This window comes from Aeromonas sp. S13(2024), from assembly GCF_041402405.1.
Classification (GTDB): domain Bacteria; phylum Pseudomonadota; class Gammaproteobacteria; order Enterobacterales; family Aeromonadaceae; genus Aeromonas; species Aeromonas veronii.
In genome coordinates, this window is sequence record NZ_JBGLRA010000001.1 from 476,927 (window position 1) to 497,235 (window position 20,309).

The window sequence follows — 20,309 nt, forward strand, 5'->3', positions numbered from 1 at the left end:
TCGGGGGGCCGATATTTCACTCGGCAAGGGGGTGCATAAAGCCATTTTGGTGCCGGTTTGGCACACATCACGCTTTTCTCTTGCCACTGATATGATTGGGGTATAAAAAGGCGGTATCGGAATAGCCATTGAAACGGCTGTTTATGCAAACAAAGTGCTGAAAAATACGCAAAGAGCGAATAAAAATAGAGCGAATCCCTTGAAGACCCTCGTTCTGTATTGTTTTTTCACTATACGGGTGATATTTTCGCTGAAGGTTGCCATCGGTTAACTTTTTGTTAAATGGACGATGGTTGAGTCACGCCCCCTGCGGCGTCTAGGGACAGACAAGGTTGTAATGGATGAGCGACGTTGCCGCACTGGAAGTACGTGATCTGCACAAATATTTTGGCACCCACGAAGTGCTCAAGGGCATCGACATGACCGCCCACAAGGGGGATGTGATCTCCCTTATCGGCTCCTCAGGCTCGGGGAAGTCGACCTTTCTTCGCTGTATCAATCTGCTCGAAACCCCCTCATCCGGCACCGTCTCGCTCCATGGCGAGTTGATCCGGATGAAAACCAGCCGCGCCGGCGAGCGGTTGCCCGAGGATATGCGTCAGGTTGAGCGGATCCGCAGCCGGCTGGCCATGGTGTTTCAAAGTTTCAATCTCTGGTCACACATGACCATCATGCAGAACATCATCGAAGTGCCAATCCAGGTGCTAAAGGTGCCTCGCGCCGAAGCACTGGCCAAGGCAGAGCAACTGCTCAACCGGGTTGGACTCTGGGAGCGGCGTGACTACTATCCCGGCCACCTCTCCGGTGGTCAGCAGCAGCGGGCCGCCATCGCCCGTGCGCTGGCGGTAGAGCCCGAGGTGATGCTGTTTGACGAACCCACCTCGGCGCTGGATCCCGAGCTGGTGGGGGAGGTGCTCGGCCTGATGCGCGAGCTGGCCGAAGAGGGGCGCACCATGTTGGTGGTGACCCACGAGATGTCGTTTGCCCGGGATGTATCGAACAAGGTGATGTTTCTGCATCAGGGGCGGGTGGAAGAGGAGGGCAACCCCAAGGAGATTTTCGCCCATCCCAAATCCGAGCGGTTCAAGCAATTCATCTCCTCCATCTACTGATGGCGGGATGCCTGGTTACCCAATCAACTGTTTTATCAAGGAGAGATACATGAACAAGCTGATGCTGGCGACAGCCGTAGTCACTGCCCTCGCGTCCGGTAGCCTGATGGCTAAGGAGTGGAAAGAGGTCCGGATCGGGGTTGAGGGTGCCTATCCCCCCTTCTCCTGGACCGAGCCCAGTGGCGAGGTGAAAGGCTTTGATATCGACATCGCCAACGCCCTGTGCGAAGAGATGAAAGTGAAGTGCACCCTGGTCAAGCAGGACTGGGACGGCATCATTCCGGCGCTGCTGTCACGCAAGTTTGACGCTATCATCGCCACCATGGACATCACAGAAGAGCGCAAGAAGAAGGTGGACTTCACCCAGAAGTACCAGCACATTCCGGCCCGCTTTGCCGCCAAGAAGGGCACCGACGTGCAGCTCGACAAAGCCTTTATGGAAGGCAAGTCCGTCGCGGTGCAGCGTGCGACCTCCATGGATACCTTTATTACCGACAACTTCCCCAATGCCACCATCAAGCGTTACGGCACCGCCGATGAAGCCTATCTCGATCTGAAATCCGGTCGTGTGGACTATGTGCTGGCCGACTCTGCCGCCATCACCGACGGTCTGCTGAAGAAAGAGGGGGGGGATGCCTTCGAATTCGTCGGCCCGAAACTGACCGATCCCAAGTGGTTTGGCGAGGGTGCCGGTATTGCGGTGCGCAAGGCTGACAAGGATCTGAAAGAGAAATTCAACGCCGCCATTCTGGCGCTGCGTGCCAACGGCAAGTACAAGGAAATCAACGACAAGTACTTCGAGTTCGACGTATACGGAGAGTAAAACAAAGAGACGTTTACGGCGAGTAAGTCCAAAGACGTCTACGGCAAGTAACGACAGGTTGATCCCGTCAGTAGTCATCGGGCCCGTCACCTCCCTGAGGGAGTTTACGGGCCCGCATTGATTGCAATGGAGCTGCACATATTTCATTCGGACTGCTATGGAGCCTTCTGGTTAGCAGGTGCGTGAAGATTCAGTGGCGATGGAGCTGCATATGTTTGATTTGAAAGGATACGAAGCCTCGCTGCTGGAGGGCGCCTGGGTCACCCTGGAAGTGGCGCTGGCCTCCCTGCTGCTGGCGTTGCTGCTGGGGATGCTGGGGGCGCTGGCCAAACTCTCTCCCTACAAGTGGGCCAGGGCCATCGCCACCGGCTACACCACCATCATTCGCGGCATCCCCGATCTGGTGCTGATGATGCTGCTCTTCTTTGGCGGCCAGGTGCTGATCAACGGCATCTGCACCTGGGTCAACGAGACTTACAACAGCTGGTTACTGGAGAGTAATCCCAATCAGGAGTGGGTCTCCCTGCTCCCGGACTATATCGACATCAGCCCCTTTGTGGCCGGTGTCGCGACCATCGGTTTTATCTTCGGCGCCTACATGACCGAGACCTTTCGCGGCGCCATTCTGGCGGTGGACAAAGGTGAGCTGGAGGCCGCACGGGCCTTTGGCATGCGTGCAACCCAGGTGTTTGTCCGGATCCTCTTCCCCCAGATGATGCGCCACGCTCTGCCGGGGTTTGGCAACAACTGGCTGGTACTGCTGAAAACCACCGCGCTGGTCTCCATCATCGGCCTCGATGACATGGTGCGCAAAGCCTCGCTGGCGGCGGGCTCGACCCAGCAACCCTTCACCTTCTACATGGCGGTGGCGCTGATCTTCCTGATCTTCACCGCAGTCTCCACCTCGGCGCTCAAGTGGGCCGAGCGTCATTACGCCATCAAGACGAGGTAAGCCATGGATTTCTCAATCATTCTCAAAGAGTGGCCCACCTACTGGGAGGGGCTCTATACCACCGTCTGGCTGGTGGCTCTCTCTCTGATCCTCGGCCTGATGCTGGCGGTGCCCATGGGCATCCTGCGCAATAGCCGTAACTGGCTGATCAAGGGGCCGATCTGGGCCTATATCTACTTCTTTCGCGGCACCCCGCTGCTGGTGCAGCTCTTTATCATCTACTACGGCGCCGCCCAGTGGGAGTGGCTGAAGAACAGTGCCGCCTGGTCGCTCTTCTCCGAAGCCTGGTTCTGTGCGCTGCTGGCTTTCACCCTCAATACCGCCGCCTATACCGCCGAGATCGTGCGCGGGGCGGTACACAATATGCCGCGCGGCCAGATTGAGGCAGCCAACGCCTTTGGCATGACCCGCTGGCAGACCCTGACCCGGATCATTTTGCCCAACTCGTTTCGTCGGGCGCTGCCAGCTTACAGCAACGAGGTGATTTTCATGCTGCAAGGCTCGGCGGTGGCGGGCATCATCACCATCGTCGATCTGACCGGCGCTGCGCGGATCATCAACTCTCGCTACTACAGTCCGTTCGAGGCGTTTTTGACCGCAGGGCTGCTCTATATGCTGCTCACCTTTGTCATCGTCTGGCTGTTCAAGAAGTGGGAAGCGCGCTGGCACGCCCACCTGCGTCCGCGCAATGTGTAAGGTGTGATCTGCCAAGATGGCCGAAAATGGCTCCGCCTGTTGCAGGCGGGGCCATTTTTTATCTTCATCCTCTGCCCGCCCGGTTTGCCAAATGGCGGATGAGCAGGGAGAATGCAGCACTCCCGAGCGCCGCCAGTCGTTGGCTGTGTGCCTTATCCCCCAGTTCCCGAGGTTTTATGTACCGGATATTGTTTGAGCATCCCGCTTTTCTGGTTATCGACAAGCAGCCCGGCATCGGCATGCATGACGAGAAGGACGACGGTGAGTCGGTCAATCCGGGACTGGTCAATCGGGTGAAGGCCGATACCGGGCTCACTCTCTATCCGGTGCACCGGCTCGACAAGATGACCTCCGGCTTGGTGCTGCTGGCCCGCACCACAGAGGCGAACCGTGAGCTGAGCATGGCTTTTGCGGCCCGTGAGGTGAGCAAACTGTATCTGGCGCTCTCCGATCGCAAACCCAAGAAGAAGCAGGGTTGGGTGAAAGGGGATATGCAAAAGGGGCGTGGCGGCAGCTGGCTGCTGGCGCGCACGCTGGATAATCCTGCCATCAGCTGGTTCGATTCGGTGTCGGTACGCGAGGGGCTGCGGCTCTATCGCATCAAGCCCCAGACCGGCAAGACCCACCAGATCCGGGTTGCCCTCAAAAGTATCGGCGCCCCCATTCTCGGGGATGAGCGCTATGGCGGTACATCAGCCGATCGCGGCTATCTGCACGCCTGGCGGCTCAATTTCACCCTGGCGGGCGAGCCGTTCGATTTTGTCTGCCCGCCCACGCAGGGGGCCGAGTTTGTCACCCCCGAGCTGAGCGCCGCGATTGCCGCTCTTGCACCTTGAGGCTCCGATGATAAGCCACTCGCCAGCTGAACCAGTGGTGCCGAAAGAGAGTGGGGGGAATCGAGAGTGCGGGCGGGCTCTGCGCTGGATCCTGGCCGACTTTGACGACACCCTGGCCCCCGGCGACAGCCACGCCGGTCTGCTGCGCTATATCCTGCGGCGCCGGATCTGGCCGCTGCTGCTGTTGCCAGTGATTGCGCTGGGTGGCTTGGTCTATCTTCTTCCCAGCCAGCGGCGGCGCGGTATCTCCCTTATCTGGTGGGCCATCACGTTGGGGCTTTCCCCTTTGGGCTGGCGCAAGCTGGTGCGCGCCTATTGCCGCATCAGGCCGGGACTGTTTCGTCAGGCTCGCGAATTGCTGCAAAGCGAGGGGGCGCGCTGCTGGGTGATCTCCGCCAGTCCCTGCGCGCTGGTGCGAGCCCAGCTCTATCAGCAACTGCCCGGCCAGTTGCCCCACCGGATCATTGGCTCGCAGATGCACTACCGTTTTGGCGGCCTGATGCCCCGCTTCTATTGCCACGGCCAGCACAAGCTGCTGCCGGAGATCTGCGCCCTCGATGTCGAGCTGGCGCTTAGCGACAGCCTGCACGATCTGCCACTGCTGGGGTTGGGGAAAGAGGCGTGGCTGATCAATCCAACGCCCACGCGACTGCAAAAAGCCCGGGCCTGCTTGCCCCATCTGATGGTCAAAAACTGGCAACTGTAAGGCAAAGCTGACAGCCATGCGGGTCGTCACACTTTGATCCGCAGGGCTGCGGCTTGAATGTCACAATCCATTTACATCTTTTGCTGCCAGCTGCGAAAAACTATCTGCAACCTGCCTCTTCTCTTCCTGCTACGCCCTGCCTCTAATGAAACAAGTTGTTAACACTTGCTGCGCCGCTGGGTGCCGCAATCCGTTTTAACCGAATCAAGAGCAAGGAGCGCCCGATGAATGCCACCTCTTCCGCTACCCACACCATCAATCCGTTAGGCACTGACGGTTTCGAGTTTGTCGAGTACACGGCCCCCGATGCCAAAGGGATTGCCGCCCTCAAGAGCCTGTTTGTCTCGCTCGGGTTTGCCGAGGTCGCCAGGCACAAACACAAGCAGTGCTGGCTCTACCGGCAGGGGGATATCAACTTCGTGGTCAATGCCGAGCCCCACTCCCAGGCGGAGCAGTTTGCCAGCCTGCACGGGCCGAGCGTTTGCGGCATGGCATTTCGGGTGAGCGATGCGGGCAAAGCCCAGCAGTACGCCATCGCCAAGGGGGCCAAGCCCTTTGTCGGCAAGATTGGCCCGATGGAGCTCAATATTCCCGCCATCTACGGTATCGGCGAGAGCACCCTCTCCTTTGTTGACCGTTATGGCGACAAGGGCTCCATCTATGACGTGGATTTTGTCTTCTACCCCGACTGGCAGTCCCGGATGGCAGAGGTAGATGCCGGTCTTATGGAGATCGATCACCTGACCCACAACGTCCATCGCGGTAATATGGATGTCTGGTCCAATTTCTACGAGCGGATCGGCAACTTCCGTGAAATTCGCTACTTCGATATCGAGGGCAAGCTGACTGGGCTGCATTCACGCGCCATGACCGCCCCCTGCGGCAAGATCCGCATCCCCATCAACGAGTCGGCGGATGACAAGTCCCAGATTGAGGAGTACCTGCGCCAGTACAAGGGGGAGGGGATCCAGCATATCGCCATGGCCTCCAGCGATATCTACCACACCATCCGCACCCTGCGCAGCCGTGGTACCGGCTTTATGCCGACGCCCGATACCTACTACGAGAAGGTGAACAGCCGGGTTGAGGGGCATCAGGAGGATCTGGCGGCCCTCAAAGAGCTGCGCATCCTCATCGACGGCTCCCCCACCAAGGATGGCATCCTGCTGCAGATCTTTACCGATACCGTGATTGGCCCGGTTTTCTTCGAGATCATCCAGCGCAAGGGCAACGAAGGGTTTGGTGAGGGCAATTTCAAGGCACTGTTTGAATCGATCGAGCTGGACCAGATCCGCCGCGGCGTGCTGGATGGCGGCGAGGATGAGAAGGGTGCCCGCAAAGAGGGAGCGAGCGATGCGTAACTGGATTAACTTCCCCCATCGGGAGGGAACCCACTCCCGGCAGGCCCATGCCGACCTGCCGGAGCAGGCCATCTATGAGCGCGAGCTGGGGCGCAGCGGCTTTTTCGGCCCGGCTACCCATATGCACCACAAGCATGCCCCCACCGACTGGAGCAGTTGGGAGGGGCCGCTACGGCCACGGCTGTTTGACTTGAATGCCCTGCAGGAGGAGGTGAGCTCGATCTCCCCCTGGGTGATGCCGGATATTCTCAGCAACCCCCATTGCCGCTACCGAGTCTGGCGGCTATCCGAGGCGATGCCGTTTCTGGTACGCAACGCCGACGGCGACGAGCTGCTCTTTATCCACGAGGGGAGCGGCGAGTTCTTCTGCGATTACGGCCACCTGACTCTGCGCGATGGCGACTACGTGGTGATCCCCCGTGGCACCATGTGGCGCATCGAGCCGACGGCGCCCCTGTTCATCCTGATGATCGAGGCGACCAACGACAGCTACCAGCTGCCGGACAAGGGGCTGGTGGGCAATCACGCCATCTTCGACCCGGCGGCGCTGGATGTACCCGCCATCAACGAGCGCTTTTTGGCCCAGCAGGATGAGAATCCCTGGTCGCTGCAGGTGAAGCGCCACGATCAGGTGTCGGTCATCACCTGGCCCTTCAACCCGCTGGATGCGCAGGGGTGGCACGGCGACTTGTGCGTGGTGCGCCTAAACTGGCGGGATATCCGCCCGCTGATGAGCCATCGCTACCATCTGCCGCCGTCGGCTCACTCCACCTTTGTGGCGAGTCGCTTCGTGATCTGTACCTTCGTGCCGCGCCCCATCGAGAGCGATCCCGGCGCCCTCAAGGTGCCCTTCTATCACAGCAATGACGATTACGACGAGGTGCTCTTTTACCACGCGGGGGATTTCTTTAGCCGGGACAATATCGAGCGGGGCATGGTCACCTTCCATCCCGCCGGTTTCACCCACGGCCCCCATCCCAAGGCGTTTGCGGCAGGGCAGGCCTATGCCAAGAAGTTCACCGACGAGGTGGCGGTGATGCTCGATACCCGCGATGCGCTGAACGTTGGCAGTCTGTGCGAAGGGATCGAGAACACCCGGTATGTCTCCAGCTGGCAGCGCCCGGACGCTGCTGCCGGCAAATAAGGAATCGCTTATGAAATTGGCAACATTGAACAATGGCAAGCGCGATGGCGCTTTGGTGGTGGTGAGCCGGGATCTGACCCGGGCTGTACGGGTGAGCGAGATTGCCCCGACCCTGCAGGCCGCCCTCGACGAGTGGGCCGAGGTTTCCCCCAGGCTGGAGGCTGTTTATCAGCAGCTTAACGAGGGCCGCGTGGCCGAGGTGTTCCCCTTTGACGAAGCGTCTTGTCTCTCTCCCTTGCCGCGTGCCTATCAGTGGGCCGATGGCAGCGCCTACGTCAACCATGTGGAGCTGGTGCGCAAGGCACGCGGTGCCGAGATGCCGGAGAGCTTCTGGCACGATCCGCTGATGTATCAGGGGGGCTCCGACAGCTTTTTGGCTCCCCGTGGGCCGATTGTGATGGGTTCGGAGGAGTGGGGGATCGATTTCGAGTCGGAAGTCGCCATCATCACCGACGACGTGCCGATGGGGGTGAGCCCGCAGGGGGCCGCCAGCCACGTCAAATTGCTGATGCTGGTCAATGACGTGAGCCTGCGCAACCTCATTCCGGGGGAGCTCGCCAAGGGATTTGGCTTCTTCCAGTCCAAACCGTCCAGCGCCTTCTCACCGGTGGCCATCACCCCGGACGAGCTGGGCGATGACTGGCGTGATGGCAAAGTGCATCTGCCGCTTCTGACCCACCTCAACGGTGCCCTGTTTGGTGCGCCCGAAGCCGGGGTGGATATGACCTTCAACTTCTTCGAGCTGATTGCCCACGCCGCCAAGACCAGACCGCTCGGTGCGGGCTGCATCATTGGCTCGGGCACCGTCTCCAACTACGATCGCAGCGCCGGTTCATCTTGCATCGCCGAGCGCCGCATGCTGGAAATTCTTGATTGTGATCAAGCTATAACCCCCTATTTGCAGTTTGGTGATAGAGTGTCGATCGCGATGGAGGATCGCTCTGGCCAAAACCTGTTTGGCACCATCTCTCAACAGGTGGTGCCAGCGAGCGGTCAGGGAGGTTGATGACCAGCGCCGGTTGGCGGCAAGGATATTCGGGATATGTCCGGATCACGACGAGCCCTCAACCGGTGCCGGATACACAAGGAGGCAGGTGGTGAGCACCTGCCGGGCTTCGGGCCCAGATAAGATGCAGGGACAGATTATGTTGCAGTTGTTTGGCTATTGGCGTTCGTCGGCAAGTTTTCGGGTACGGATCGTGTTGCAGCTTAAGGGACTCGCCTACGAGCAGCACCCCATCAATTTGCGGCAAGGCGAGCAGAGCGAGAAGGCCTATCGCCGGATCAACCCGCAAGGGCTGGTGCCGTTTCTGGTGGATGGCGATGTGCAGATCGGTCAGTCGGTCGCCATCATGGAGTACCTTGACGAGACCTATCCCGCCTACTCCCTGATGCCCTCTTCCCCCGACGCGCGGGCCCGGGTGCGCCAGATCGTCAACATGATCGCCTGTGATATTCACCCGCTCAACAATCTGCGGGTGCTCAACTATCTGGAAGAGCACTTCAGGGCCAACAATGAGCAGGAGGCCCTCTGGTATCGCCACTGGATTGACGAGACCTTCACCGCCCTCGAACAGCTGTTGATGACCACCGCCGGTGTCTACTGTGTTGGCAACGAAGTGACTCTTGCCGACTGCATGCTGGTGCCCCAGGTTTACAACGCCCGCCGCTACGACATGACCCTGGACGATTACCCCACTATCCGCCGCATCGTCGCCAACTGCGAACAGTTGCAAGCCTTTATCAAGGCCGCCCCCGCCAACCAGCCGGACGCGCAGTGACCTACTGACTTGAATCGCGGGATGGCGTCAACACGCCATCCCGCGCGTTATATCTCCTCATCTCTTTATTTCCCTTCTGTATGCGCCTTGCGTGCCTCGTGTTGACGGCTGAATGTCGCCAAGGATCCTGCACTTGTCACACTTATCAACATTTTGCATCGATTGAGTCTTTATTGTTGGTGTTTTGGGCTGTCAGTCACACTCAAGTCAGTTGATTGGGCCTAGTATCGCCACGCCAGCGGGACAGCGGAAAGCAGAAATGCGCACAGGTCGCCTATCAGGGGGCCTTGGCTACCTCCCTGGTTTCCATGGTTTATTCGCACTGCTCTTTTTCGTGTTTACGGTTTGATGGCCCGCACTGTCCGGCCCGTGTCACCGCGCAGATCCCTTGTGACAGCAGCAGGTTGACTGGCGCGCCACCGCTTATTTGCAACCACTCTGTGCAACAAGGAGATCTCATGCATTCCTTCAAAAAGTGCGTCGTCGCACTCTCCATCAACCTTGCTCTCTTCTCGTCGGCGTTCGCCTGTACCACCTTGCTGGTCGGCAGTGAAGCCAGCGCCGATGGCTCCATGATGGTGGCCCGCAGCGCCGACAGCGATGCCCTGAAAGCCCAGTATTTCGTGATCCATCCGGCCAAGCAGGGGCAGAGCGGTATGCACAGCTCCAAGGCCCACAACGGCGCCAATGATTTCAGCTATCCCTTGCCGAAAAACTCCCTGCGCTATACCACGGTACCGAACTGGAAGACCCAGCTGCACGGCGCCACCGGGTTTAACGAGAAGGGAGTCGGGGTGAGCGGCACCGAGTCCATTTTTGCCTCACCCGAAGCGCTCGCCTTTGACCCCTATGTGGAAGATAAGGGGATCACCGAGGATGACATTCCCGATGTGTTGCTCTCCCGGTCCACATCGGCCCACGAGGCGATCGCCTTGCTTGGCAACATCATCGAGACCATAGGCGCGGGAGAGGGATTTGGTGTCGCCGTGGTGGATGATAACGAGCTCTGGTATCTGGAGACTGCCACCGGCCATCACTGGATGGCGCAGCGTCTGCCGAAAAATCACTATTTCGCTACCGGCAATCAGGGCCGCCTGCAGCAGTACGATCCAGCCAGTGCCGACATGATGGGATCGAAGAATCTGATTGAGTTTGCCACCGAGAAGGGGCTCTACCATCCGCAAAAGGATGGGGTTTTCAACTTCTCGAAAGCCTATACCCGCGATGACGAGCGGGATCGCACCTATAACGATCCGCGAGTCTGGACTATCCAGCAGATGTTCAACCCCTCGCTCAAGCAGGCGGTGGATGCCGGTCGCCAGTTCCCGGTCACCCTCTCCCCCGAGAAGAAGATGACGCTGGAGGAGGTCAAGGCGGTGCTGCGCAATCACTATGACGGCACCGAGCACGATCCCTACAGCAAGGGGTTGAACGGTCAGGAGCCGTGGCGCCCTGTCAGTGTGTTCCGCACCTACGAGTCCCACGTGATGCAGGTACGCCCCTGGATGCCGCGCGAGGTGGGGGAGGTGACCTATGTGGGCCTAGGCATGGCGGACTTGACGGCCTTCGTTCCCTACTACAGCGGTCTGGAAGCCTATCCGGCGCACTATGCCATAGGTAGCGACAAGGCCGACAGCGACTCCATCTACTGGAAATATCGCAAGCTGCAGACCCTGGTAATGACCGACTACCCAAAATTGGCCCCCATGGTGAAGCAGGCGTACCAGAGCTGGGAGGCGAAGATCGCCAAAGAACAGAAAGAGATGGAAGCCAGCTATCTGAAAACGGTCAAAACCGACAAGGCCGCCGCCAACAGCATGCTCAACGACTTCAATCTGCGGGTGATGCAGGAGGCCGAAACGCTGACCGAGGATCTGACCAACCAGATCTTCACGGTGCGCACCCAGGATATTCAGGCCGATATCTTCTTCGCCAACAAGGCGAAAAAGGACTGATTGCCGCCCCCATGATGTGGTGAAGCGGCAGAGCGTCTCGCCATCCATTTTCTGAGTATGGTGATCTTCTCACTGTCACCCCGGCTATCAGAGGACTACATAACGGAAAGCCTTCACGGAAGTGAAGGCTTTTTTGCAGAGAGTGTCCAGATGGTCACGACGAAGCCTATCTGGCTAAAAACGGTACTCGATATGGAGGGTATGGCTGTCCAGCCCCGGATTCTTGTCATACATATTAGCGTTGGACATGTGCTCATACTGATAGCCGATCAGCCAATTCTTGGTGATGGCGTAGCCGAGGCCGATACCCAGAGCAAACTGGAAGGGGCCACTGTAATCCTTATAGCCGTGGCCACGGGTGCCAAATTGATACTGATCGAGCCAGACCATTTCGCCGGGGAGCCAGGTCACCCAGTTACCCCATTGACATTCGATTCGGGCACCGCCCCCCAGTCTGGCGGTCTCTTCATCTTCTACCTTGAGGGTACCACCACGTACCCCCAGCCCAAATTGGCAGCCTGAGTCTCCCCAACGCCAAAACATATGGTGGAACTTGGCGTCGGCGATTTTAATGTCAAACTTTTCGTCGCTGAACGCCTTGCCCAGTTGCAGGGTAAAAATATTGTTATTGGCCATTGCTGCAGGGCTGGTAAACAGTGCTGCCAGAAGGCCGATCCTTGAAAGAGTGTTAGCGTCCATGCCCCCTCCTATGTCGTTGTGACCCTGTGCTACCGATTCAATCGGACACATCTAAGGCATAGACAACGTTCAAGAGCATTGTCAATTCGTGATAGAAAACTAAAAAAAAACATATTGTCTAATTAATGGTCTAGTTGTGATCTCGCTTCTGTAGGGGGGATATTCGATGCAGCGCTCATTTTGTTCGTTAATTGAGCAACCTAGTTTTGTGAAGACCTGAGGTCTAACTAAGGCGTTTAACTTCATTAAACTAGCCATTTGATTAACTTGTATATCTGAAAGGTATTCATGGTGTTACCATTCCTCAATGAAAATCGCCTACATCTTTTCTTTTCTTATGGCAAGCGATCTTCCTCTCAAAAATGGATTAAATAATATATAAATAGTCTAAATAAGAACTCTCTAAACCAAATGATGTCTCGTCACAAGTCATTACATAATTCATTTTCAGCCGTCACCAATGTGGGTGTAGGAGCATAAATCCTTTTATAACAATGAGTTAATTTTAATTTGATGCGTTATGCACATCTGTGCCGAGGGTTTATTGAGTCTTGACTCAATCGTAACTGATTGATAGGATGCGCCGAAAATAAATACAAGCATGATTTGCGTCACATAATGACGCTTAATGCACGGGTTGGATATTTACTACGCAATCTATGTTGCTGGTTTTTTAACCGGCATTGTTCGCTATTACCCCCCCGTTTTATTTTTCTCATTCAATTTGCCTGCTTTTTGTCCGGGAAGGTGTCATTGCCGTGCGGTAGCTATGTCTATTCACTTTAGTGGCAATTGTCGTGCGGTAGCTATGCATATTTTCATGGAAACCATGGGTTCGTTGCTTGCTCTTTGCTTTTCTTCGCGCTCGTTGCCGCAAGTTAAGCCAAGCCTCCCGTACACAGGCATCGTATGCGGCAAATTCAACTTGCCAATCAGAGCGTCATCTCGGTCTAACAGAGCGAAATGCGATTGCCTCTCTTGTTTCATTTCCTCAAAAGCTCGCTTCCGCCAAGCATTTACGGAACACTATTGCGCATCTCGCAATACGAACTAATGGAAAATCTTGATACATGAACAATGTCACTCCGCTCCTGGCGGCCATCTTCGCCATTCAACTCGGTGGCTGCGCATATCAACCTAAGCAGGTCGAGGCATCTCGTCCCTTGGTTAACCCGGTTGATATGAATGCTCAGCCAGTTATGCCAAGCGCTGTACAACAGGCGCTCAATACGCTGCCTCAGGGCTCGGCGTTCACCCATCACGACACCACAATTACGCTCGGGAAGCGTTATGTCTCGGCGCTTGGGCGTGAGTGTGTCGAGCTGATTTACAGTCAGCAGCAAGGGCACCAGCAACGCAGTGCAGCTTGCAAGAGTGCTGAGCAGTGGTACCAGGTTCCTCAATTGGATCAGGCATCTTTGGGCAATCTGTTTGCCAGGTAACAACGCGAAAGGGTTAGGTTTTGAAGATTAAAAGTAGCCGTTTGAGTTTGATGTTGTGGTTGATCACTGCATCTTTCCCCGTACTCTCTGCCAGTGCCCCCAATCTGGCCCAATCAGATGGTCAGACATTTGGCTATCAACTGGCAAACAACAAAGGGTTGCATTCTGCACAAGGTGGCCAAGCCAATACCGACTCGACCACCGGCACCTTTGCCCAACAGAACCGGCAAGGAATGTTGTTGCCAGGGGAAGCTGATGTACGCAAATTGTTGCCGCAAGCAGAAGCTGGATTGCCTCCTCCTTACGGTGCCAACCTGTTTGCCGGTGGCTATGAAACCGAGCGCAGTGATGGCTTGAATGACAATTACCTGATTGCCGCTGGCGACAAACTCAATATCTGGATTTGGGGAGCAGTCAATTTTTCCAATGTGGTGACGGTGGATAATCAGGGTAATATCTTCATCCCTGATGTGGGCCCCATCAATGTCAAGAATGTGCCGGCCAGTCAGGTTAACGGGCTGGTAACCAGCCGCATTGGTGATGTATTCACCAACAATGTCAATGTTTACGTCAATTTGCTTACCACGACCCCTGTTAGTGTTTATGTCACCGGCCCAGTCATCCGTCCTGGTCAATATGCCGGTCAATCGTCAGACAGCGTGCTCTATTTCCTCAAACGAGCTGGCGGGATTGACTCCGAGCGGGGCAGCTACCGCCAGATCAAGGTGCTGCGTCAGAATCGGGTGATCCAGCAGGTCGACCTTTATGAATTTATGCGCCAGGGCAAAATGCCCATTCTCTCCTTCAAGGATCAGGACGTGATCTTGGTGGAACCGCAAGGTCCGATGATCAATGTTGCGGGTAAGGTCCGTAATCCATTTCGCTTTGAATTGACCCAGCGCAACACCTTGGGGGCGGAACTCATCAACTATGCGTTGCCGTTGGCCAAAGTAAGTCACGTTGGTGTGATTGGCGATCGTGTCAACGGCCCCTTCTCTGTCTATCTGCCGTACAAAGACTTTGCCAACATCCAGCTAAAAGATGGTGACAAAGTGCTGTTCAACGATGACATGCATGCACAGGTATATGATGTGCAGGTCTCTGGCAGCTATATGGGCCCCTCTTACTTTACCGTGCGCAAGCAGACCAAGTTGCACGACCTGCTCAACCACATCCCTATTGATCCTCAGCTTGCCGATTACCAATCGATCTATCTGATGCGCAAGAGTGTGGCGGCGCGGCAAAAAGAGATGCTGGATGAGTCGCTCAATCGACTGGAACGTAGTGTGTTCACCGCTCCTGCAAGTTCGGATGGGGAAGCCACGATTCGAGCCAAAGAGGCTGAACTGGTAATGCAGTTTGTCGAGAAAGCGCGCAAGATCCAGCCGCTGGGTAAGGTGGTGGTGGCCGACCGTGGCGTCATTGCCAATATTCAGCTGGAACAGGGTGATCAGATTGTCATTCCCAACAAAACGGATCTTATCCAGGTCGGTGGAGAAGTGTTGATGCCGCAAGCCGTGGTCTACAACGAGAAAGCCAACCTTGATGACTATGTGGCATGGGCCGGTGGATTCACTGAAAGAGCCAATGACAAGCGGATCGCTGTGGTTCATGCCAACGGGCTGGTAGAGTTTAAAGATAAGGGGAGTGTTCAGCCGGGAGATCAGATCCTGGTGCTGCCCAAGGTTGATAACAAAACCATGCAATCGGTCAAAGATATTACTCAAATCATCTATCAGATCGCCGTGGCTGCTAACGTAGCAATCAAGTAAGCCGCTTCTTGCTGTAAAAAAGCAGACTCGCCAATGGGCGAGTCTGCTATGGGTAAAGCGAACTAATGAATAAACCGATTCTTAATCAAACGCCGCGCACGTCCCTGCAGGTGTTGCGAGATGTTGTCTTTGGCCTGCTTATTCGTGAGCTTAAAACCCGCTTTGGTAGTTACCGGTTGGGTTATGCCTGGGCTCTGCTGGATCCGCTGCTAATGATTGGTTTTTTCAGCCTGATTTTTGGCCTGCGGAACCACAGTGGCTTTGGCGGCGCGCCGGCACCGCTTTTTATTACCGCCGGCTATCTGCCCTTTATCTTTTTTAAAAATGTGGTCAGCAAGCTACAATCTGCGGTCAGCGCCAATATGGGACTGTTCTGTTACCGTCAGGTCACCCCATTCTCAACCTTTATTGCCCGTTTTATGCTCGAAACCATGGTAGGGATGATGGTGGGGGGGATATTGATGTTGGGGTTAATCTGGTTTGGCTTTGATGCTATCCCCGCCGATCCGCTGCAGGTGATCTTTATCTATCTGCTGCTGATGGTATTCTCGTTTTCCCTCGGTATTGTTTTTTGCGTGATCTGCAATCTAATGCAAGAGGCCGACAAATTTCTCAATTTGCTGATGATGCCATTGATGTTTATCTCATGCGTCATGTTCCCGCTGGCCACCATCCCGGCCCAATATCGGCACTGGTTTTTATGGAATCCGCTGGTGCATGCCCTTGAGCTTATTCGCAGTGGCTGGATTGCCGGCTATAGCAGCCCCTATGTCAGTTCGAGCTATCTGGGCGCTGTCACCCTGATACTGCTCACCTTTGCCATGAGTTGCTATCGGTTGAGCCATCGCCGCCTTATCGCCAGTTAAAGTGAAACTCGATGATTGTTCTTGACTCTGTTACCAAGTACTACCCGACCAAATTTGGTCGTAACTATGTGCTGCGCGATGTATCGCTCACCCTGCCTCGGGATCGCAATATCGGCATTCTGGGGGTCAACGGGGCGGGAAAATCGACTCTGTTGCGACTCCTCGGGGGCATGGATATGCCCAATCGTGGCAAGGTAAGCCGACATTGTCGGGTTTCTTGGCCACTGGCGCTAGGGGGGGGCTTTCAGGGCAGTATGACGGGGCGTGAAAATACCCGTTTCGTCTGCCGTATTCATGGGGTGCGCGAAACGGCTGCGGTTGAGGAGTGGGTCAAGGAGTTCTCCGAGATTGGTCAGCATTTTGAACTGCCGATCAAAACCTACTCCAGCGGCATGAAATCAAAGTTCTCCTTTGCCGTCAGTATGGCCTTTGATTTCGACATTTATCTCACTGACGAGATCACTTCGGTGGGCGATGCCCGCTTTAAACAGAAGTGCATCGACATATTTAACAAAAAGCGTGAAACCGCCAGCCTTATTATGGTGTCGCACGATATGAAGAACCTGCGCCAGCAGTGCGACATGGGCATGTTATTGCGCAATGGTCAGCTGGAAGTGTTCGACGATATCGACGACGCCATCCGTATTTATCAAACTTTGTAACAAGCAAGCCTAACCATGACTCATCCTATTCCTGCGAACAAACCACCCCGTCTATTGCGCAAATTACGCAAATTGGGTAATCAGCCAAAACGTTTTTTTATTGACTCCAGCGGCTACAAGCTGGCTCATCGTTCCTGGCAGCAAAGCCTGAAGCTGGGCAGTTTTTTATGGGTGGTGGTCAGTTTTGTTGTCGCATCGATCTATTTTGGCGGGATTGCTTCAGAGCGTTATGTCAGCCGTAGTGACATCATTATCAAGCAGGCAGATCAAATCAAAATGTTGCCCGATGCCCTGTCTATGCTGGGGCTGGGTGGTAGTAATCATCAGGACGTATTGCTGGTACAAGAGTACCTGCGCTCCTGGGATCTGCTGGCCAAGCTGGATCGCGAATTGGCGCTTAAAGCGCACTACCAAAGCCATGATGCCGACTTCTTCTCCCGTTTATCGGGGGAGGCGACCCGCGAAGAGTTTCTTGAATATTACCGTGATCACTTGACCTTGCGTCTTGATGAACTCTCCGGGGTATTAACTATCGAATTGCAGGCTTTTGATCCCGTATATGGCCAGCAGGTAGTTAACATGATGCTGAAAGAAGCGGAAGGCTTTATCAACAAGCTGGGCCATCAGGTCGCCATGGATCAGCTCGCCTTTGTCGAACAAGAGGTCAACCGTTCTCATCAACGCTTGCAGGCAGAGAAAGCCAAGGTACTGGCGTTTCAAAATAGCCATCAGCTAATTAGTCCGGAATCGACCAGCACTGCACGCCTTGGTGTGGTCAGTGAAATTGAAGCCGAGCTGGTGCGCCAGCAGGCAGAACTCAAGCAGTTGCACAGTTATATGAAAGAGAGTGCCCCTGCGGTGGTATCGGTACAGGCAAGGGTCAATGCCCTTGGCAAGCAACTGTTGCAGGAAAAGGCCAAATTGACCACCAATGGTACAAATGTGAGCAATCAGGTGGGACCTGAGGCGATGAACGAAATCACTGCCCAATATATGGATCTGCAAACCCAGGCTACCTTGGCTGCCGATCTCTACAAGACTGGGTTGATCAGCCTGGAGCAAACCCGCGTCGAAGCCTATCGCAAACTTAAACACTTATTAGTTGTTACGCGTCCGACATTGGCAGAAGAAGCTGAATATCCGCGTCGCCTCTATAACCTGAGTACAGTTGGTGTGCTGCTCTGTCTATTTTATGGATTGGTAGTGATGGGGTTGGCTACATTGCGTGAACATCAAGATTGACAGGAATACAGGTGTTGATTATCCCAGTTATGCTTTGATTCAACATCACGCTGAGTCTGCGGCTCTGGATTGTACCTTTTCCTTACAGTCAACTGATGAACTTGAAATATTCCAAGATGCGGATTCTTTTCGCTGAGTAGTTAATGATATCTAAACTCGGGAACCTACTATTGGTATTTGGATTTTTCTACTAATATCTGCGTGAATCTTTTGATGGATTCAATCCCGATTACCGATTACCCGATTGCGATCTGTGACCGCGTGTAGGTGCAGTTTTGGAGCTGGGGGGAGTTTAACTGAGCCCCGAAGACGGAAGGGGCTATTGATCAAGAATAAAGCAGACTCGCGAGGTAGTGCATTGCCTATGCGCTAAACTTAAAATAGAAGATAGGAATCTAAAAGTGACTCCGAGTTATGAGATCTTTGTCTTGTTGCAGGTAGAAAGAAAGTTATTAAAAAATTACTAAGATTATCTAGCAGATTGTGATATCAGCTAGAGCACTAGGCATAATATTATCTATCACAGCTTGCCAGTAATAATACTGAGTAGTTATGATGACCGGTACGAATGTATAAGATGCAATCTTTTGGATAGTGCATAGATAAAAATACTTATGAAATATTATTGGTTTATTAATACTTTATAAGTAGATTTCATACCAAAATATATTCATCACCATTACACTATTCATTACATTATACGTGCAAAATAATCTAGGAACGTCAGGCTATATAAAATAGAGTGACTTTGTTATGTCAAAATTCAGTAAGCTTTTAAAAAACCCTCATGTTTTTTTTAATGATTCACCAGCATATCAGACTATAAAGCTTTCATTATCCTCTGTGAGGCCACGGTATGACTTCCAAAAAAATATTAGTTTGGAATCATTAAAAAATGACCTTTCAGCTATAACGCCAATTGTTGTTACTAAAGAGAGTTTTTTAGAAAAAACTCTTCAGATAGGTATATTAAAAGGGACTGCACATACAGTTTATCAGTTTCTATTGTGTTTGCATAAACAGAAAGGCTTACACGTTTTATTTTATACAAAGCAATCTCCAATAAATATTGGTAAACTTGGTATATATAAGTTTATTAAAGAGCTTAATATTTACGGTGAAGTGACTTGTAAAATTGGAGTTATAAAGTTAAATATAAGCTATTGGGTTGAAAAACAAGATTGCTATGAATCAATAAACGATCACGTTATTGCTAAACGAATATATAAATCATCATTCGGAACAATGCCATTCAAAAAAGGTAATGTTTTTTATCTCAGTAAAATATTTCCATCTAAACTCTCACAATACTACAATTTCAAAATTGATGCCGTATATACGTGGGTTGATCATGCAGACGATGAATGGCGAAAATTATATGTAGAATATAAAAATAAACAAAAAAATAGTAGTTCGGAAAGTAATAGATTAGGGCGTTTTTTTAACAGGGATGAACTTAAGTATTCGTTGAGGTCTTTAGAATTATATGCTCCATGGATTAATAATGTATATATAGTTACAAATTGTCGTCTTCCTAGTTGGCTTAATATTGACAACCCTAGGATTAGAATTGTAAGGCATGAAGAGATTATGCCTTTAGAAAGCCTGCCTACATTTAATTCTCATGCTATTGAGGCAAATCTACATAAAATTGCAGGACTATCAAACTATTTTTTGTATTTGAATGACGATTTCTTTTTCTATAACAATGTGAAAAAAGAAGATTTTTTTCTTTCTAATGGTGTTTCAATTTCAAATTTAGAACCATATGGTGTTGTGAATGGTGTTATATCAAAAAACAACCCTGATTATATTAATGCCGCAATTAATGGGCAGAAATTGCTGGCTGATAAATTCAATATAACACCTACACAGCTTCATCAGCACTCCCCATACGCATTACGTAAAGATATTTTAAATGAGATTTGCAGTATATATACTGAAGCGGTTTCTGTAACAACCTTTAATCGATTCAGAAGTAAGACAGATATATCAATCCCATCTTTTTTATACCATCATTATTCGTACATTAAAAAACAGTCCAGTATTAGCCATCTTGCAGCCTGTTATATAGGGTACAAAAAAAGAGTTAAAATTAAAAAGCTTGTAGATAAAGATGCGAAAACTATTTGCATTAACGATGGTGGTAGTAGTTATAGTGATGATAAATGGAATGAAAGGATAAAATATTATTTGGAGAGTACATATAAAAATAAATGTGAATTCGAAATATAAATAATAATTTTATTGAACGGGAATT

Annotated in this window: 18 protein-coding genes; 17 read left to right on the plus strand and 1 reads right to left on the minus strand. The window is 53.0% G+C overall.

Annotation, left to right across the window (positions count from 1 at the left end; all coding sequences use genetic code 11):
• The first annotated feature begins 341 nt into the window (after positions 1–341).
• From ACB042_RS02170 to ACB042_RS02220, 11 genes are all read left to right on the plus strand, one after another.
• On the plus strand, positions 342–1,112 hold the full coding sequence (locus ACB042_RS02170; protein ID WP_005337310.1) for an ABC transporter ATP-binding protein: 771 nt from the start codon (positions 342–344) through the stop codon (positions 1,110–1,112).
• A 49-nt stretch (positions 1,113–1,161) separates the two neighbouring features.
• Complete coding sequence (locus ACB042_RS02175) at positions 1,162–1,935, plus strand: ABC transporter substrate-binding protein (RefSeq protein WP_005337307.1); 774 nt, start codon at positions 1,162–1,164, stop codon at positions 1,933–1,935.
• 211 nt (positions 1,936–2,146) lie between these two features.
• Complete coding sequence (locus ACB042_RS02180) at positions 2,147–2,887, plus strand: ABC transporter permease (protein ID WP_005352911.1); 741 nt, start codon at positions 2,147–2,149, stop codon at positions 2,885–2,887.
• A 3-nt stretch (positions 2,888–2,890) separates the two neighbouring features.
• Positions 2,891–3,583, plus strand: coding sequence for an ABC transporter permease (locus ACB042_RS02185; RefSeq protein ID WP_005337302.1), 693 nt, complete (start codon positions 2,891–2,893; stop codon positions 3,581–3,583).
• A 176-nt stretch (positions 3,584–3,759) separates the two neighbouring features.
• Positions 3,760–4,419 (plus strand): TIGR01621 family pseudouridine synthase, encoded by a 660-nt coding sequence (locus ACB042_RS02190; protein ID WP_371177680.1) that lies wholly within the window; start codon positions 3,760–3,762, stop codon positions 4,417–4,419.
• A 7-nt stretch (positions 4,420–4,426) separates the two neighbouring features.
• Positions 4,427–5,125 carry an HAD family hydrolase gene (locus tag ACB042_RS02195; RefSeq protein WP_371177681.1) on the plus strand — a complete coding sequence of 233 codons (699 nt, stop codon included), beginning with the start codon at positions 4,427–4,429 and terminating at the stop codon, positions 5,123–5,125.
• A 224-nt stretch (positions 5,126–5,349) separates the two neighbouring features.
• Entirely contained in the window at positions 5,350–6,486 is a 1,137-nt protein-coding gene (gene hppD / locus ACB042_RS02200; RefSeq protein ID WP_216962102.1) for a 4-hydroxyphenylpyruvate dioxygenase, read from the plus strand.
• Positions 6,479–7,630 carry a homogentisate 1,2-dioxygenase gene (locus ACB042_RS02205; protein ID WP_371177682.1) on the plus strand — a complete coding sequence of 384 codons (1,152 nt, stop codon included), beginning with the start codon at positions 6,479–6,481 and terminating at the stop codon, positions 7,628–7,630. Before hppD ends, ACB042_RS02205 begins: the two co-directional genes overlap by 8 nt.
• Positions 7,631–7,640: 10 nt before the next feature.
• A complete protein-coding gene (locus ACB042_RS02210; protein ID WP_371177683.1) occupies positions 7,641–8,636 on the plus strand; it encodes a fumarylacetoacetate hydrolase family protein in 996 nt (331 codons plus the stop codon).
• Between the two features lie 139 nt (positions 8,637–8,775).
• The gene (gene maiA / locus ACB042_RS02215) at positions 8,776–9,411 is read left to right on the plus strand and encodes a maleylacetoacetate isomerase (protein WP_362781957.1); all 636 of its coding nucleotides are present in this window, start codon (positions 8,776–8,778) and stop codon (positions 9,409–9,411) included.
• A 458-nt stretch (positions 9,412–9,869) separates the two neighbouring features.
• A complete protein-coding gene (locus tag ACB042_RS02220) occupies positions 9,870–11,366 on the plus strand; it encodes a C69 family dipeptidase (protein ID WP_204476795.1) in 1,497 nt (498 codons plus the stop codon).
• Positions 11,367–11,540: 174 nt separating this feature from the next.
• On the opposite strand, the gene ACB042_RS02225 is transcribed toward ACB042_RS02220, so the two are convergent.
• Positions 11,541–12,065, minus strand: a complete 525-nt coding sequence (locus ACB042_RS02225; RefSeq protein ID WP_144712655.1) for an acyloxyacyl hydrolase — start codon at positions 12,063–12,065, stop codon at positions 11,541–11,543.
• Positions 12,066–13,135: 1,070 nt separating this feature from the next.
• Here ACB042_RS02225 and ACB042_RS02230 point away from each other — a divergent pair.
• The 6 genes from ACB042_RS02230 (at position 13,136) to ACB042_RS02255 (ending at position 20,284) form a co-directional block, all read left to right on the plus strand.
• Entirely contained in the window at positions 13,136–13,507 is a 372-nt protein-coding gene (locus ACB042_RS02230; protein ID WP_144712657.1) for a hypothetical protein, read from the plus strand.
• Positions 13,508–13,527: 20 nt separating this feature from the next.
• On the plus strand, positions 13,528–15,279 hold the full coding sequence (locus ACB042_RS02235) for a polysaccharide biosynthesis/export family protein (protein WP_371177684.1): 1,752 nt from the start codon (positions 13,528–13,530) through the stop codon (positions 15,277–15,279).
• Positions 15,280–15,344: 65 nt separating this feature from the next.
• Positions 15,345–16,145, plus strand: a complete 801-nt coding sequence (locus ACB042_RS02240; protein ID WP_371177685.1) for an ABC transporter permease — start codon at positions 15,345–15,347, stop codon at positions 16,143–16,145.
• Between the two features lie 11 nt (positions 16,146–16,156).
• Positions 16,157–16,807 (plus strand): ABC transporter ATP-binding protein, encoded by a 651-nt coding sequence (locus tag ACB042_RS02245; protein WP_371177686.1) that lies wholly within the window; start codon positions 16,157–16,159, stop codon positions 16,805–16,807.
• 15 nt (positions 16,808–16,822) lie between these two features.
• Positions 16,823–18,049 (plus strand): sugar transporter, encoded by a 1,227-nt coding sequence (locus tag ACB042_RS02250; RefSeq protein WP_371177687.1) that lies wholly within the window; start codon positions 16,823–16,825, stop codon positions 18,047–18,049.
• Positions 18,050–18,802: 753 nt separating this feature from the next.
• On the plus strand, positions 18,803–20,284 hold the full coding sequence (locus ACB042_RS02255) for a stealth conserved region 3 domain-containing protein (RefSeq protein WP_371177688.1): 1,482 nt from the start codon (positions 18,803–18,805) through the stop codon (positions 20,282–20,284).
• Positions 20,285–20,309 lie beyond the last annotated feature (25 nt).

What these genes read in the sequence shown, in the direction of transcription:
- ACB042_RS02170 (WP_005337310.1), top strand. Translation starts at nt 342, where the DNA reads ATGAGCGACGTTGCCGCACTGGAAGTACGTGATCTGCACAAATATTTT.
- ACB042_RS02175 (WP_005337307.1), top strand. Translation starts at nt 1,162, where the DNA reads ATGAACAAGCTGATGCTGGCGACAGCCGTAGTCACTGCCCTCGCGTCC.
- ACB042_RS02180 (WP_005352911.1), top strand. Translation starts at nt 2,147, where the DNA reads ATGTTTGATTTGAAAGGATACGAAGCCTCGCTGCTGGAGGGCGCCTGG.
- ACB042_RS02185 (WP_005337302.1), top strand. Translation starts at nt 2,891, where the DNA reads ATGGATTTCTCAATCATTCTCAAAGAGTGGCCCACCTACTGGGAGGGG.
- ACB042_RS02190 (WP_371177680.1), top strand. Translation starts at nt 3,760, where the DNA reads ATGTACCGGATATTGTTTGAGCATCCCGCTTTTCTGGTTATCGACAAG.
- ACB042_RS02195 (WP_371177681.1), top strand. Translation starts at nt 4,427, where the DNA reads ATGATAAGCCACTCGCCAGCTGAACCAGTGGTGCCGAAAGAGAGTGGG.
- hppD (WP_216962102.1), top strand. Translation starts at nt 5,350, where the DNA reads ATGAATGCCACCTCTTCCGCTACCCACACCATCAATCCGTTAGGCACT.
- ACB042_RS02205 (WP_371177682.1), top strand. Translation starts at nt 6,479, where the DNA reads ATGCGTAACTGGATTAACTTCCCCCATCGGGAGGGAACCCACTCCCGG.
- ACB042_RS02210 (WP_371177683.1), top strand. Translation starts at nt 7,641, where the DNA reads ATGAAATTGGCAACATTGAACAATGGCAAGCGCGATGGCGCTTTGGTG.
- maiA (WP_362781957.1), top strand. Translation starts at nt 8,776, where the DNA reads ATGTTGCAGTTGTTTGGCTATTGGCGTTCGTCGGCAAGTTTTCGGGTA.
- ACB042_RS02220 (WP_204476795.1), top strand. Translation starts at nt 9,870, where the DNA reads ATGCATTCCTTCAAAAAGTGCGTCGTCGCACTCTCCATCAACCTTGCT.
- ACB042_RS02225 (WP_144712655.1), bottom strand. Translation starts at nt 12,065, where the DNA reads ATGGACGCTAACACTCTTTCAAGGATCGGCCTTCTGGCAGCACTGTTT.
- ACB042_RS02230 (WP_144712657.1), top strand. Translation starts at nt 13,136, where the DNA reads ATGAACAATGTCACTCCGCTCCTGGCGGCCATCTTCGCCATTCAACTC.
- ACB042_RS02240 (WP_371177685.1), top strand. Translation starts at nt 15,345, where the DNA reads ATGAATAAACCGATTCTTAATCAAACGCCGCGCACGTCCCTGCAGGTG.
- ACB042_RS02245 (WP_371177686.1), top strand. Translation starts at nt 16,157, where the DNA reads ATGATTGTTCTTGACTCTGTTACCAAGTACTACCCGACCAAATTTGGT.
- ACB042_RS02250 (WP_371177687.1), top strand. Translation starts at nt 16,823, where the DNA reads ATGACTCATCCTATTCCTGCGAACAAACCACCCCGTCTATTGCGCAAA.
- ACB042_RS02255 (WP_371177688.1), top strand. Translation starts at nt 18,803, where the DNA reads ATGTCAAAATTCAGTAAGCTTTTAAAAAACCCTCATGTTTTTTTTAAT.